Here is a 14217-nt window from a genome sequence, read left to right on the forward strand (position 1 = left end):
GGCTCCTCGATTTGTTGCGGCCATCGGGGCCGCGGACGGGTAAACCGTGGCGGGGCTGGCCAGCACCTGGATGGCAGCTCCAAACGGGGAGCGCCGACGATGGAAGGCCCAGACACGGAAAAAGCCGAACGGGGAGGCCCGTCCGGCTTTTGTGCATTATCCGGGTTTCCGGGGTCGGGTGCCACCTTTCCGACGGGCGGCTTTACCGGCCGGTCAGCCGCCCCGCCCGGTCGTGCCGGCCGCTGGCCGGCAATGCCAACCAAGGTTGGCATCTACCAGAGCCGGGCCACGCATGTGAACGCAGGCGGCCGTGCCGGGCCTTCAGTGCCGGGCCCACCACAGCAGGCTCAGCCCGGCCAGCAGCACCAGCCCGCCGAAGCTGCGCAGGGCCGGGCTGGGCAGGTCCAGCAGGCGCTCGGCCATGCGCTTCCAGGCGAACGGGGCAACAAACAGGAACAGGCCTTCCAGCACCGCCACCAGGCAGACGGCGGCGAACAGATCTTTCATGGGGGGACTCCGGAAAAAGCACGGGGCCCGGCATCTGGCCGGGCCCCGTGGGGTAATGCCCTGCGACCTCAGCGGTCGTTCTTCAGGTACTGCAGGAACGGGTCGTTCTTGTCGAGCACGATCACGCCGTTGCCGTCGGTCATGGAGCCACGGTAGGCCTCCAGGCTGCGGTAGAACGCGTAGAACGACGGGTCGGCCGAGCCGGCCTTGCCGTAGATGCGGGCGGCATCGGCATCGCCTTCACCGCGCAGGCGCTGTGCATCGCGCTCGGCCTCGGCGATCAGCACGGTGCTGTCACGGTCGGCCTGGGCGCGGATGGTCAGCGACTGTTCCTCGCCTTCCGCACGCAGCTTGGCCGCTTCCTGCTTGCGCTGCGCGCGCATGCGCTCGTACACGTCGTTGATCACCTGGCTGTCGGTCGGCAGGTCCACCTGCTTGATGCGCAGGTCGATCATCTGCATGCCCAGGCCGGCCACGGCTTCGTTGATCCCCTTCAGCTGCTCGGCGATCAGCTCGCTGCGATCACCGGATACCAGCTGCTGCAGGGTGCGCGAGTTGATCTGGTTGCGCAGCGAGTCGGTGATGATCGGGGCCAGGCGGGCATTGGCGATGCGCGGATCGCCGCCAGTGGCACGGAAGTAGTCACCCACGTTGGAGATGTAGCCGATGGCGAAGAAGTCGACGCTGACGTCCTTCTGCTCGGCGGTGAAGTAGCGCGCCGGCGCGGTGTCGAGCACCTGGAAGCGGCGGTCGAAGACCTTCACCGTTTCCACCACCGGCACCTTGAAATGCAGGCCCGGCTTGATGTCCGAACGCACCACCTTGCCCAGGTTCAGGACCATGGCGGTCTGGTCCTCGCGGACCACGTACACCGAGCCGAGCAGGCCCAGCGCCACCGCCACGATCACGGCGATCCAGATTGGACTCTTCATCGGCTGCCCTCCTCACGGCCGCTCGGTCGCCCGGTCGGGCGGCCCACCGGCCGGCCCGGATCACGGGAAGCTTCCGCCGCTGCACCCGGCAGCGACGGCATCACCACGTCCGGGTTCGCCACTGCGGCCGGGGCCGAGGTGCTGGGACGGGTATCGCCGGTCATCGGCACGTAGATCAGCTGGCGGCCATCGCCACCGATCACCTTGCGGTTCTCGCTCAGCACCTGCTGCACGGTCTCCAGCCACAGGCGCTTGCGGGTCACTTCCGGGGCGTCCTTGTACTGGGCCTGCAACAGGCTGAAGCGCTGCGCGTCACCCTCGGCCTTGGACACCACGGCCTGCTTGTAGCCCTCGGCGGTGGTACGGGCACGCGAGGCCTGGCCTCGGGCTTCCGGCACGACCTTGGCGGCGTAGGCCTGGGCTTCGTTGATCAGGCGTTCCTTGACCTGCTGGGCGCCGTTGACCTCGTCGAAGGCCGGCTTCACTTCTTCCGGCGGACGGGCGTCCTGCAGGGTCAGGCCGGTCACGGTCAAGCCGGTCTTGAACGCCTTCAGCAGCGCCTGCAGGCGCTCTTCGGCGGCCACGGCCAGCGGGCCACGGTTGTTCAGCACGGCATTGAGGTCGGCGCGGCCGACTTCCTCGCGCACCGCGCTCTGCGCCGACTGCTCCAGCACCTGGTTGGCATCAACGGTGCCGAACAGGTACTGCTGCGGGTCGTCGATGCGGTACTGGACGTTCAGCGAGACGTTGACGATGTTCTCGTCACGGGTCAGCACCGGCACCTGGATCGAGAACGTCTTGATCTCGGTGGCGTTGACCTTGGTGACCGATTCGATCGGCCACGGCAGCTTGAAGTTCGGGCCGGGCTGCAGGATCCGCGAGAACTGGCCGAAGCGCAGCACCACGCCGCGCTGCTGTTCGCCGATCAGCTGGAAGCTGGAGAACAGCACCAGCAGCACCACGGCCGCGACGATCCAACGCACGATGCCGCCGTCGAACAGGTCCTTCAGCGGCCCGGGCAGTCCGCCCCAGCCACCACCATTGCCACCGCCGCGCGACCCGAACGGCCCGCGTCGATTGTCCTCGGGGCCTTGTCCGCCCTTGTTGCCGCCGGGTGTATTCCAGGCCATGCACGCTCCATCAAGATGTGGGCTGCGGCGCGGGCCCTTCCCGCGGCGCCAGCCGTGAAACCATTACCGATCATACAAGATGGGGCGGATCGGCAGGATCGAAAGGGGGGCAACCGGGTAAGGTGACGTTTTCCTCGAAGTCAGGCAGCGCCGATGGCCCCCACCACCCCGTTCACCGCCTTCCGCATCGAAAACGACGACGCCGGCTACCGCAGCGGCCTGGCCCAGCTCAGTGTCGACGACCTCAACCCCGGCCAGGTGCTGATCCGCGCCCACTGGTCCTCGGTCAATTACAAGGATGCGCTGGCAGGCACCGGCAAAGGGAAGATCCTGCGCCGCTTCCCGCTGGTGGGCGGCATCGACGTGGCCGGCACCGTGGTCGCCAGCACCGACCCGGACTGGCGTGAAGGCGACGCGGTACTGGCCACCGGCTGCGGCCTCAGCGAGACCCGTGACGGCGGCTACAGCCAATACGTGCGGCTGGAATCACGCGCGGTGATTGCCCAGCCAGCCGGGCTGAGCCCGCGCGAGGCGATGGTGCTGGGCACCGCCGGCTTCACTGCCGCGCTGGCGCTGCTGCGCATGCAGGACAACCGGCAGACCCCGGACCTCGGCCCGCTGGCGGTCACCGGCGCCAGCGGTGGCGTCGGTGCGCTGGCGCTGTCGATCTTCAGCCGTGCCGGCTACAGCGTGCACGCGATCAGCGGCAAGCCGGACCAGGCCGACTTCCTGCGCGGCATCGGTGCCAGCGAGGTGCTGCCGCGCGCGGCGCTGGCCGACACCGGCCCGCTGCAGTCGGCGCGCTTCGGCGGTGGCCTCGACAATGCCGGCGGCCCGATGCTGGCCAGCCTGCTGGCACAGACCGTGCCCTATGGCAGCGTGGTCAGCGCCGGCCTGGCTGCCAGCCCCACGCTGGACATGACGGTGATGCCGTTCATCCTGCGCGGCGTGTCGCTTCTGGGCGTTTCGTCGGCCAATGCACCGCGGAGGCTGCGCGAGGAGGTGTGGGCACGCCTGGGCAACGAGTGGAAGCCGCAGCACCTGGACCGCATCTGCACCGCCGAGGTCGGCCTTGATGGCCTGCCAGCGGTGTTCGAGCGGATGCTGGCCGGTGGTTCACTGGGCCGCACCGTGGTGCGGATCGACTGAACGTCGCAGGCAGGCGACGGACGGCATGCGCGCCCCTCCCGCCGGTAATGTGCCCGCACTACACTGCGGGCATTACATGGGGAACAACATGGCACGCATTCTGATTGTCGACGACTCACCGTCGCAGCTGTTGGGGATACAGCGCATCGTCGAGAAGCTCGGGCACCAGATCCTGACCGCCACCGATGGCGCCGCCGGGGTCGAAACCGCCAAGGCCGAGCTGCCCGACCTGGTCCTGATGGACGTGGTGATGCCCAACCTCAATGGTTTCCAGGCCACCCGCACCCTCGCCCGCGACGAGGCGACCCGGCACATTCCGGTGATCCTGGTGACCACCAAGGACCAGGACACCGACCGCATGTGGGGTATGCGCCAGGGCGCCAAGGCCTACATCACCAAGCCGTTCTCGGAAGACGAACTGTCCGAGGTGCTGGAGCGGGTGTTCGCCGGGCAGGGCTGAAACATTCCGGTAGGTGCCAACCTTGGTTGGCACATCGCCCTGGTAGGTGCCAACCTTGGTTGGCACATCGCCCTGGTAGGTGCCGACCTTGGTCGGCACATCGCCCTGGTAGGTGCCGACCTTGGTCGGCACATCGCCCTGGTAGGTGCCGACCTTGGTCGGCACGTTTTTGCTGAGTCGAGCATGGCTCAACTCTACATATCAAAGTCGCCGGGCGTGGCCCGGCGCCACCTTCAGATTGACTCGCCGAATGCCTTTGCCAGGTTCCGGTAGGCCTTCTTCTGCGCCTCGTCCGTCGCAGCCGGGGCCACGATCTCGATCTCGACGATCTGGTCGCCGTCCGGATTGCCCGGCAGGCCACGCCCACGCAGGCGCAGCTTGCGCCCGGCATCGGAATCGGCCGGGATCTTCAGTTCCACCGTACCTCCCAGCGTCGGCACACTCAGGCTGGTACCCAGCGCTGCCTGCCACGGCGTGACCGGCAGCGTATAGAGGATGTTGCGGCCATCGACCTCGAACTGCGGGTGCGCGGCGTACTCCACTTCCAGCAGCAGGTTGCCGCCGTGGTTGCCCTGCCCGGCCAGGCGGATCACCTGGCCCGGGCGGATGCCCTTGGGCACGCGCACGTCCAGCTGCTTGCCGTTGACGGTGATGCGCAGGCTGTCGCCGTTGTAGGCCGCCTCCAGCGGGACCGACAGCTTGGCGCGGGTATCGCGGTTGGGCGCATGGCCCTGGCTGCTGAAGCCCGGCCCCGGGCCGGCACCGCCACGCTGGCGTGCGAACAGGCTCTCGAAGAAGTCGCTGAAGCCGCCATTGGGGCCGCCACCGCCGAACACTTCCTCGAAATTGAAGCCACCGGCGCCGCCATAGTTCGGCGGCACGTTGAATTCCTCGCCCGGGCGGTACCCCTGCGCGCGCAGCTGGTCATAGGCCGCGCGCTTCTCGGGATCGCGCAGCGCCTCGTAGGCCTCGTTGACCGCCTTGAACTTGTCTTCGGCCCCGGCCTCCTTGCTGACATCCGGGTGGTACTTGCGTGCCAGCCGGCGGTAGGCGGTCTTGATCTCCGCCTCGCCCGCGCTCGGTTCCACCCCCAGGGTGGCGTAGTAATCCTTGAATTCCATCCAGCTACCTCGATTCGCTTCGGCCGCGCCGGTGGCGCCGCCCCGGGTTCATTCTACGCGCCGGCGATGCTACGCCGCCCATCGTGCGGCCGCGGTGAGGCCGACTGATCCTGCGCAATGCGGCTGCCATCCCGATGCCCCAGGCTATGCGGCAAAGCCTGAAGATGGGGCCTGCACACCGGTTTTCCAATGTCTTGACGTCGCTGTCCCATGCGGGCCACTAGCCTGCCCCTGCAAGGAGTTCACCATGACCATCCACGTTGGCGACCGCATCCCGGAAGTGACCCTCAAGCGCATCCGCGAGGGCATCGAAACGCTCGATACGCATTCGCTGTTCGACGCGCGCAAGGTGGTGCTGTTTGCCGTGCCCGGTGCGTTCACCCCGACCTGTTCGGCCCGACACCTGCCCGGCTACGTCGAGAAATTCGAGGCGTTCCGCCAGCGCGGCATCGACGTCTACTGCATGGCGGTCAACGACCCCTTCGTGATGAAGGCCTGGGCCGCCGACCAAAGCGTGCCTGACGGCCTGCTGATGCTGTCCGATGGCAATGCCGAACTGACCCGCGCGCTCGGCCTGGAACTTGATGCCAGCGCCTCGGGCATGGGCATCCGCTCGCGCCGCTTCGCGCTGTACGTGGTCGACGGCGTGGTGCGCGCAGCCTGGATCGAACAGCCCGGCCAGTTCGAAGTCTCTTCAGCCGAGTACGTGCTGGAGCACCTGCCCACCTGACTACCAACCGCAAGAGGAAACGGCCAGCCATGTCCAGCAAGCCAGCCAAAGCCCCCAAGCCCGCCGCGAAGATTCCCGGCATCAGTGACCGCAAGACCCTGCGTGACCGCGCCCGCCGCAACATCGAGGATGGTGCGATCACCGACAGCTACAGCGCCGACCGCAAGGTGGTGATCAAGCTGCTCAACGATGCCCTGGCCACCGAATACGTGTGCGTGCTGCGCTACTACCGGCACTACTTCATGGCCAAGGGCATGCTGGCCGACGCGGTGAAAGCAGAGTTCCTCGAACATGCACAGCAGGAACAGGCTCATGCCGGCAAGCTGGCCGAGCGCATCGTCCAGCTCGGCGGCGAACCCGATTTCAATCCCGATACGCTGACCGCGCGTTCGCATGCCGAGTACAAGGAAGGCAGCGACCTGCGCGACATGGTCCGTGAAAACCTGGTGGCCGAGCGCATCGCCATCGACAGCTACCGCGAGATGATCAACTTCATCGGCGACCGCGATACCACCACCAAGCGCATCCTCGAAGAGATCCTCGCGCAGGAAGAGGAACACGCCGACGAGTTCGCCGACCTGCTGGATGGGTGGATCGGGGAATGATCTGGTAGATGCCCACCTTGGTGGGCGCCTTTGCCGCGTGCCAACCAACATTGGCACCTACCAGAGCACGCGATGTCGTTGGCGTTGCACCGAGTGCCGACCAAGGTCGGCACCTACCGCAGGACGTTGAATCGCACCTGCGTCCATGCCCCATCGGCCGCCAACGCGGTCAGGGTATGTGCCCCCGGTTCGGCGAACTCACGCTGCATCAGCTGCGCGCCACGGGTCTGCGCGACCCAGCGACCATCCAGCAGCCAGTCCACCGCCTGCTCGCTGCCCAGTGCGCGCAGCTGCAGGCGCACGCCATGCTCCGCATTCGGCGCGCGCGCCAGCGTGGCGCCGTCATTGAGCCCGTCGATGTGCAGTGCGACGCTGGCCTCGCGGCCATCATCACGGCAATCCGGCGACAACGGCGGCAGCTGCGAGGCCTCGCGCGTGGCCTTGGACAGCCAGGGCGACAGCAGCGCCGGCCAGCGCGCGATCTCACGCGCCACTTCTTCATGGGGCGCGCTGCAATCGGCGGACACCCGCAGGCCACTGCGCGCATCGGCCAGGTAGCGCTGTCGGCCCGGCTGCCAGCGCCGTGCTTCGCGCTCGGGGAAGGTCGGCGGTGCCGCGCCCTCAAGCAGGTAGGCCGGCATCCGCCGCTGGCAGAGTGCGGCCGGCAGGCCTTCGGCCCGCTCGCCGGTCGGCCAGCAGATCTCTTCCTGGCTGACGCTGGCCGGCATCGGTGCGGCAGCCGAGTCACCGCGCTGGCGCGGCAGGCTGTCCACCACTTCGAACATCAGCGGCAGGGCGGTCACCGCGCCGTACTGGCCGGGAAGCGGCGTGCCGTCCGGACGCCCCACCCACACGCCCACGGTGTAGTGGCGGGTGCTGCCGATCGCCCACGCATCGCGGTAGCCATAACTGGTGCCGGTCTTCCAGGCCACGCGCGGGCGGCCACCGACGTCGAAGGTGCCGATGCTGTAGCCCGGGCGCGGGTTCGACTCCAGCATCTCGCGCACGATCCAGCTGGCCCCCGGCGAGGCCAGGCGGCGCTCGATCATCGGCTCGTCATCGGTGTAGCGCACGCGGCCGGCGATGCCGTTGCGGTTGAGCGCAGCGAACGCGCCGACCAGATCCTCCAGGCGCGCGCCGGTGCCGCCCAGGATCAACGACAGGTTGGGCGTGCTGCCGGGCGGGAAACGCAGCTGGATGCCGCCGTGCGACAGGCGCGCGGCAAAGCGCGCCGCGCCGACCCGCTGCAGCAGGTCCACCGAAGGCACGTTCAGCGACAGCCGCAACGCGCTGGCAGCGCCGATCGGCCCGTTGAACGCCATGTCGAAATTGCCGGGGCGATAGCTGCCGAAGCTCTGCGGCGCATCGACCAGCAGGCTTTCCGAATGGATCAGGCCATCATCCAGCGCCATCGCATACAGGAACGGCTTGAGCGTGGAGCCCGGCGAGCGCCAGGCCTGCACCATGTCCACGTGGCCCAGCCGCTGGCGGTCACCGAACGCCAGGGTGCCGACATAGGCGCGCGCCTGCAGGGTCTGGTTGTCGACCACCAGCAGCGCAGCAGACGTGCGCTCCGGCAGCGTCGAGAAATAGCTGGCCACGCGTTCTTCCAGCGTACGCTGCAGGCCGATGTCGATGCTGCTCTGGATGCGTGCCTGGCCCGGATGCGCCGAATGCAGGCGCTGCGCCAGCAGCGCGGCGTGCAGCGGCGGCCGCAGCGAGCGTGCCACCACGTTCTCGATGCGCGCGTCCTCCACCTCGTCCGGCGTCCACGCACCCAGTTCGGCCATGCGTGACAGCACCTTGTCGCGTGCCTTCTGCGCCGCTTCCGGGTGGCGGTCCGGCCGCAGCCGGCTCGGGGCCTGCGGCAGCACCGCCAGCAGCGCGGCCTCGGCGTGCGACAGCTGCGCCGCCGGCTTGCCCAGGTAGGCCCAGCTGGCCGCTTCCACGCCTTCGATGGTGCCCCCGTAAGGCGCGCGCTCCAGGTACAGGGCCAGGATCTGCCGCTTGCTCAGGTGCACTTCCAGCTGCACCGCGCGCAGCATCTGCTTGAGCTTGCCCCACGGCGTGCGCGTGTGCGGGTCGAGGATGCGTGCGACCTGCATGGTCAGGGTCGAACCGCCGGACACGATGCGGCCGCCGCGCAGCAGCTGGCCACTGGCACGCAGGATCGCCAGCGGGTTGATGCCCGGATGCCGCCAGAACCAGCGGTCTTCGTAGGTCAGCAGCGCCTGCAGGTACAACGGCGAGACGCTTTCGATCGACGCCGGATAGCGCCACACGCCCTCGGCATCGGCGAACGCACGCAGCGGCGTACCGTCGGCAGCCACCACCAGGCTACTGGTATCGCGCTGCTTCGGCAGCGGCGGCGGGAAGGCGACATCCAGCACCAGCAGCAGCGCCAGCGTGGCGGCCGTGCCCCATCGCAGCCACGGCCACAGCGGCCGCAGCCAGCGGCGCAGGGCCGCCAGCCGGGTCGTCATCGTGCGGTTCATTGCAGGTTGCCAGTGGGACGGGCCGCGCCGTCGCGGCCCGTCCGCGCGGTCACGGCTGCACCACCGTGATCGTGGTCGGGTTGCTGCGGCCGACGCCACGCAGCTGCGGGCGGTACATGTCCTCCACCAGCGGCGGCGGCACCGAGTAGGTACCCGGGGTCACCGCACGCACCAGGTAGAACACGCTGGCCTTGCTGCCACGCGAGAGCTTCAGCGCGGCCACATAGCGGTCGTCGCGGAACTCCTCGTGCTTGGTATCGGCCGCTTCACCACGGTCGCTGATGGTGATGCCGTCGACCACCACATCGGCCCACTGCTTGGCGTCGCCCAGGTTGAAGTTCTCGATCTCCAGGCCGGCCGGCAGCAGGTCGGTCAGCAACGCATCGGGCATCGTGGTATCGGCGGTGACGGTGACGCGCACGATCAGCGCTTCGCCTTCCTTCAGCGGACGCGGCGACCACGGCTTGCCATCGGTGCCGTAGTAGCTGCGCTCGATGCCGAGCACGCTGTTGTCCGGTGCCGGCGCGCTGCGCGGGATGCCGGCCACGTCGATGCTGGCGAACATCGGCGGCTGGCCCTGCGGGGTGAAGCGCACGCCACTGGCCAGTTCGCTGGCGCTGAAGTTGCGGCCGAACAGCTTGCGCTCGCCGATCGCCTCGCTCGTGCCGCCGATCACCAGCTCACCGGCCACCAGCGCCTTCTGGTTGGCGGCCAGGGCCTTGCCGAGGCGGGCGATGGCCACCTGTTCCTGCGTGCTCAGCCACATCCAGCCAGCATTGCGGCGCGCGTCCAGGCCACGGCCGAGGTCCACCGCACGTGCGTCCCAGGCCGGCTTGGCCAGCTTGTTCTCGTGGGTCAGCGCGATCATCAGCGCGTCATCACGGATCGCGCTGCCGTAGTCACCGAAGTACGACGGGCGTTCGCTGCTGGATTTGGCGAACGCCGCGGCCAGCGCGGCCTGGCCGCGCTTGGCATCGCCCTGCAGCGACAACGCCACGCCCAGGTGGACCAGCGGCAGGCCGCCGACCGCCTTGCTGCGCTCGTTGTCGTACAGCGTGCGCAGGGTACCCAGCGGCGCGCGGTTCACCCGGGCCAGCACGTAGCCCGAATACGCCTGGTTGGCGAACTTCAGCTTCTCGCGATCATCCTGGCCGTAGAACTGGTTGCCACCGGACAGCAGGTCCTCGCTGAGGCGGTTGAGCGCCTTCTGCAGCACGTTGTCGGGCACCGCGAAGCCAGCGTCCTTGGCGTCGAGCAGGAACTCGGTGATGTACGGGGTCAGCCACGGGTTCACGTAACCGTCGTCACCCCACATCGAGAAGTTGCCGTTGGCCACCTGCATCGACGCCAGGCGGCCGAACGCACCTTCCATGCGCTCGCGGCGGGTCTTGGCATCCAGGCCGTCGGCACCGAGCATCGACGACGTGGCCTGGTCCAGGATCAGCGCAGCGTAGCCCTTGCTGGTGGTCTGTTCGGCACAGCCATAGGGGTAATTCAACGCGCCCTGCAGCGCACTGGCGAACGGAATCGGCGGCAGCGGGCTGACCAGCAGCCGCGCATTCACCGACTCGGACATCAGGCCATCGGTCAGGCTGTTGTCGAGGCTGACCGCGGCCAGCGGATCGAGCGTGCGCACCTGCGAACGCAGCACCTGCGGCCACGCCGCACGCACCGGCAGCTCGTAACGGCGATCGGCCTTGAAGCCGTTGCCATCCACGCGCACCCGCACCTTGGCCACGCTGTGGCCTTCGCGTGCCGACAGCGGGAAGCTCAACGTGGTCTTGGCATCGGCATTCAACTGCACGCTGCGACTGCCCTCGCCCAGGTTCAGCGGCCCCTCGCTTTCCACCTTCACGTTGAACTGGCCCGGCTTGCCGGTGAAGTTCTGCACGTCCAGGGTCACGGTGCTGCGGTCGCCCGGCGCCAGCACGCGCGGCATGCTGGCCTCGGCCAGGATCGGCGCACGCACCACGGTTTCCACGTCGCGCTTGCCGTACTGGTCATCGCTGTAGACCAGTGCCGACACGCGCAGGGTGCCGTTGAAGTCCGGCACCTTCAGGCGGATGCGGGCGATGCCCTTGGCGTCGAGCTGCACTGGGCCGGAGAACAGGTCCACGGTCTGCACGCGCGCGGTGGGGCGCTTGGCCTGCGGCAATGCCTGCAGGGCCATGTCACCGCCGAACTTCAGCTTGCCGGCGCCACCGTCGAAGCTCTCGATCACCCGGCTGTAGATGTCGTAGGCATCAATGCCGAGACGACGCTGCGCGAAGAAGTGCGCGCCAGCGTCCGGCACCGGGAAGCGGGTGATGTTGAGGATGCCCACATCCACCGCCGACACGGTAACGTGCGCGGTCTTGCCCGCCAGCTGAGGTGCGCTGACCGTTACCGGCAGGTCCTGCTCCGGGCGCATCTGCTTGGGCGCGACCAGGCCGACGGCCACGGTGCGGCCCTTGCGGTCCATCGGCACATGCACCACGCCCACCGCACGGGCCGGGGTGATCTTGCTCGGCGCACTGCCGCCCCGGAACACCAGCGCGGTGATGTAGACGTCGTGCCGCTCCCAGTCGGCGGTGACCGGAATCTTGAAGGTCGAACCCGGCTTGGCCTCGATGTCCTGCACGTACAGCATGCGGTCCGTCTCGACCATCAGGATGCCCTTGCCGGCGTGCGGCGGGGTCACCGTCACTTCCAGCGTGTCACCGGCCTTGTAGCCGGTCTTGTCCAGGCCCAGCTTGACCTTGTCCGGGCGTGCGTCCAGGCCGCGGTTGTCATCGCCCCAGCTCCATCCGGCGCGGAACGGGTAGCGGCTGGTCAGGCCGGTGGACGGATCAAACACGTCCACCCGGTATTCGCCCCACTCCACCGGGAAATCGAAGGCGACCGCGCTGCTGCCGGCGTCGACGGTGCGGGTTTCCTTGTTCTCGAAGCGGCGGGTGAAATCGTAGTCCCAGCGGTTGTCGTTGAAGGTCCAGTGGTAGTCGCGCAGTTCGCGCACCAGGGTGATCTTCAGGCCCTTGGCCGGCTGCGGGTTACCGGCGGCGTCCACGCGCATCAGCTCGAAGCGCGCATTGCCGTTGGAATCGGCGCCATCATCGGGGTTGAACAGCGGGCGCACGCCGACCAGCGCGTTGGCCGGCCACATCACCCGCTTCAGGGTACGGGTGACCGTGCGGCCACCGGTTTCATACAGGCTGCCGGACAGCACCACCGCGATCGGCGCCTTGGCCTTGGCCGCCTCTTCCGGCAATGCCACGTCCTCGCGCAGCTGGCCATTGGCCGGCAGCGTGGTATCGACCACGTCCTTGGCTTCGCGCGGCAGCTGCAGGGTCGGGTCGCCGAAGAAATACCCCGGCAGGCCGTCCACCGGCTTCTGTTCGGCCGCCACCGCCATGCGTGCGGTGAAACGGTTGCCATCGGCCGGCGCGCCATACAGGTAGGCGCCGTTGGCCTGCAGGCGCAGCTCTTCGCCCGGCTTCAGGGTCTTCTGTGCGCTGTCCAGGTCCAGCTTCATGCGCTCGGGCAGGAACTCCTCGATGCGCAGGGTCATGCCCTGGATCGCTTCCTTGCTGGCCGGATCGGTGCGGAATTCGACCTGCCAGCGCCCGGTCGGCGCCTCGGCCGGGATCACCTGCTCGAAGTTGATGTAGCCCTGGTCGCCCGGCTGCAGGCGGGTCTCGCGGAAGGTCTTGCCGTCGGGCTGCTTCAGCCGCAGGAACACCGGTTGCGCCTTGACCGGCTTGCCATCGTTGTCGCGCAGCAGTGCGGACAGGCGCACGGTTTCGCCCGGGCGATACAGGTCACGGCCCGACCACGCGTAGACGTCGAACCAGGCATTGTCACGGCCGGCCACGGCGAATTCGCTCAGGTCCAGCGCCGGCTGGTTGAACGGCAGGAAGCTGGTGTCCTTGCCACTGCTGGCGACCAGCACATGGGTGGCATCCAGGGTGTAGTTCAGCAGCGCATTGCCGTTGCCGTCGGTGCTGCCCTTCAGCACCACCTCGCCCTTGGCATCGAGCACGCGCAGGTCGATGCCCTTCAGCGGCGCGCCGTCCTTCAGGCCAGCGGTGTGCACGAACAGCTTGTCCTTGTAGGCACGCGTATGCAGGCCGATGTCACTGACCGAGAAGAACGCGGTATCGAACTCGCCTTCATAGTCACCGGTGCGCTTGAGCAGGGCGAAATACAGGCCCGGCTCCTGCAGCTCCTTGATGTCCTGGGTCGGCAGGTAGGTCAGCACCCGCTCGTTCTGCTTGCCACCGAGGATGAAGCGGTTGACGTAGACCGGCTCGGCCAGCTTGTTGATCGGGCTGCGCTCATAGTCGCTGCTCAGTTCCCAGCTGCCACGGCGGCCGCCGCGCTGGTACTGGCTGAAGAAGGTCGGCAGGTCCTTCTCGCGCACGCGCAGGAATTCGACGTCGACCTCCGGCACGTTCACCGAGACCACCGGCAGGCCGCGGCTGTCCTTGGCCGGCAGCACGCTGCCCTGCGAAGCGAAACCGACCACCGGCTTCAGTTCGCCGCTGAATACCTTCTGCTTGAGTTCCTTGCCGAGACGGCTGCCATCGGCGGCCAGCAGGTCGGCCGAGACCACCAGGCTGAACTCCTTGCCGGCCTCGACGAACGGATAGCGCAGGGTCAGGCCGTCGTCGGACAGCGTCCAGCTGCTGTCATCGGTGCCGACCTTCTCCTCGAAGCGCACCAGCTTGTCGAAGTCCTGGGTGCCGACCAGCGGGCGCGAGAACTCCAGCGCCAATGACAGGCCGTCATTCTTCTGGTCCGGGTAGGCGCGCAGCAGGGTGAATTCCTTCACCTGCTCGGCTTTGGCGGTGATCGCTTCACCGCTGGTCTTGGGCAACTGCCCGCTGTCGTTGCGGCAGCCGGCCAGGCCCAGCAACAGGCCTCCTGCCAGTACCGCCGCCGCCCATCCCCACCGCTTCCGCCGCGCCGGACCGCTCATGTCGTCACTCCTTGATCGAGGCGGCCATTATAGGCAAGCCGCGTCAAGGTGTTGACGCCCCGGCGGTCGGAAACCCCGGCCGCACCCCTCGTAGCCGCCAACCTTGGTTGGCGTTGGCCCGTGCCGACCAA

General features: G+C 68.1%; 10 protein-coding genes. 4 read left to right on the forward strand and 6 right to left on the reverse strand.

Annotated elements, in window-relative coordinates:
* Positions 1-321: 321 nt before the first annotated feature.
* The 3 genes from N440_RS12975 to hflK all read right to left on the reverse strand — a co-directional run bounded on the left by N440_RS12975 (position 322) and on the right by hflK (position 2569).
* Positions 322-507, reverse strand: coding sequence for a DUF2065 family protein (locus N440_RS12975; RefSeq protein WP_005410640.1), 186 nt, complete (start codon positions 505-507; stop codon positions 322-324).
* A 68-nt stretch (positions 508-575) separates the two neighbouring features.
* Positions 576-1439: a protease modulator HflC gene (locus N440_RS12980; protein ID WP_006463283.1), complete on the reverse strand. Its 864-nt coding sequence runs from the start codon at positions 1437-1439 to the stop codon at positions 576-578.
* A complete protein-coding gene (gene hflK, locus N440_RS12985; protein ID WP_053510401.1) occupies positions 1436-2569 on the reverse strand; it encodes an FtsH protease activity modulator HflK in 1134 nt (377 codons plus the stop codon). Before hflK ends, N440_RS12980 begins: the two co-directional genes overlap by 4 nt.
* A gap of 153 nt (positions 2570-2722) precedes the next feature.
* On the opposite strand from hflK, the gene N440_RS12990 reads away from it, so the two are divergent.
* Both N440_RS12990 and pilH read left to right on the forward strand, forming a co-directional pair.
* A complete protein-coding gene (locus tag N440_RS12990; RefSeq protein ID WP_133935328.1) occupies positions 2723-3718 on the forward strand; it encodes a YhdH/YhfP family quinone oxidoreductase in 996 nt (331 codons plus the stop codon).
* 88 nt (positions 3719-3806) lie between these two features.
* Positions 3807-4178, forward strand: a complete 372-nt coding sequence (pilH, locus tag N440_RS12995) for a twitching motility response regulator PilH (protein WP_005410644.1) — start codon at positions 3807-3809, stop codon at positions 4176-4178.
* A 233-nt stretch (positions 4179-4411) separates the two neighbouring features.
* On the opposite strand, the gene N440_RS13000 is transcribed toward pilH, so the two are convergent.
* Positions 4412-5299 (reverse strand): DnaJ C-terminal domain-containing protein, encoded by an 888-nt coding sequence (locus N440_RS13000; RefSeq protein ID WP_133935329.1) that lies wholly within the window; start codon positions 5297-5299, stop codon positions 4412-4414.
* Positions 5300-5546: 247 nt separating this feature from the next.
* On the opposite strand from N440_RS13000, the gene N440_RS13005 reads away from it, so the two are divergent.
* Together N440_RS13005 and N440_RS13010 are read left to right on the forward strand one after the other, a co-directional pair.
* Positions 5547-6029, forward strand: a complete 483-nt coding sequence (locus N440_RS13005) for a peroxiredoxin (protein WP_008267565.1) — start codon at positions 5547-5549, stop codon at positions 6027-6029.
* 29 nt (positions 6030-6058) lie between these two features.
* On the forward strand, positions 6059-6634 hold the full coding sequence (locus N440_RS13010) for a ferritin-like domain-containing protein (protein WP_006463374.1): 576 nt from the start codon (positions 6059-6061) through the stop codon (positions 6632-6634).
* 113 nt (positions 6635-6747) lie between these two features.
* On the opposite strand, the gene pbpC is transcribed toward N440_RS13010, so the two are convergent.
* A complete protein-coding gene (gene pbpC, locus N440_RS13015) occupies positions 6748-9129 on the reverse strand; it encodes a penicillin-binding protein 1C (protein ID WP_133935330.1) in 2382 nt (793 codons plus the stop codon).
* 49 nt (positions 9130-9178) lie between these two features.
* Positions 9179-14086, reverse strand: a complete 4908-nt coding sequence (locus N440_RS13020; RefSeq protein WP_133935331.1) for an alpha-2-macroglobulin — start codon at positions 14084-14086, stop codon at positions 9179-9181.
* Positions 14087-14217: the final 131 nt, after the last annotated feature.

The sequence above is a fragment of the Stenotrophomonas sp. CC22-02 genome, from assembly GCF_004365115.1.
Lineage (GTDB): Bacteria > Pseudomonadota > Gammaproteobacteria > Xanthomonadales > Xanthomonadaceae > Stenotrophomonas > Stenotrophomonas forensis.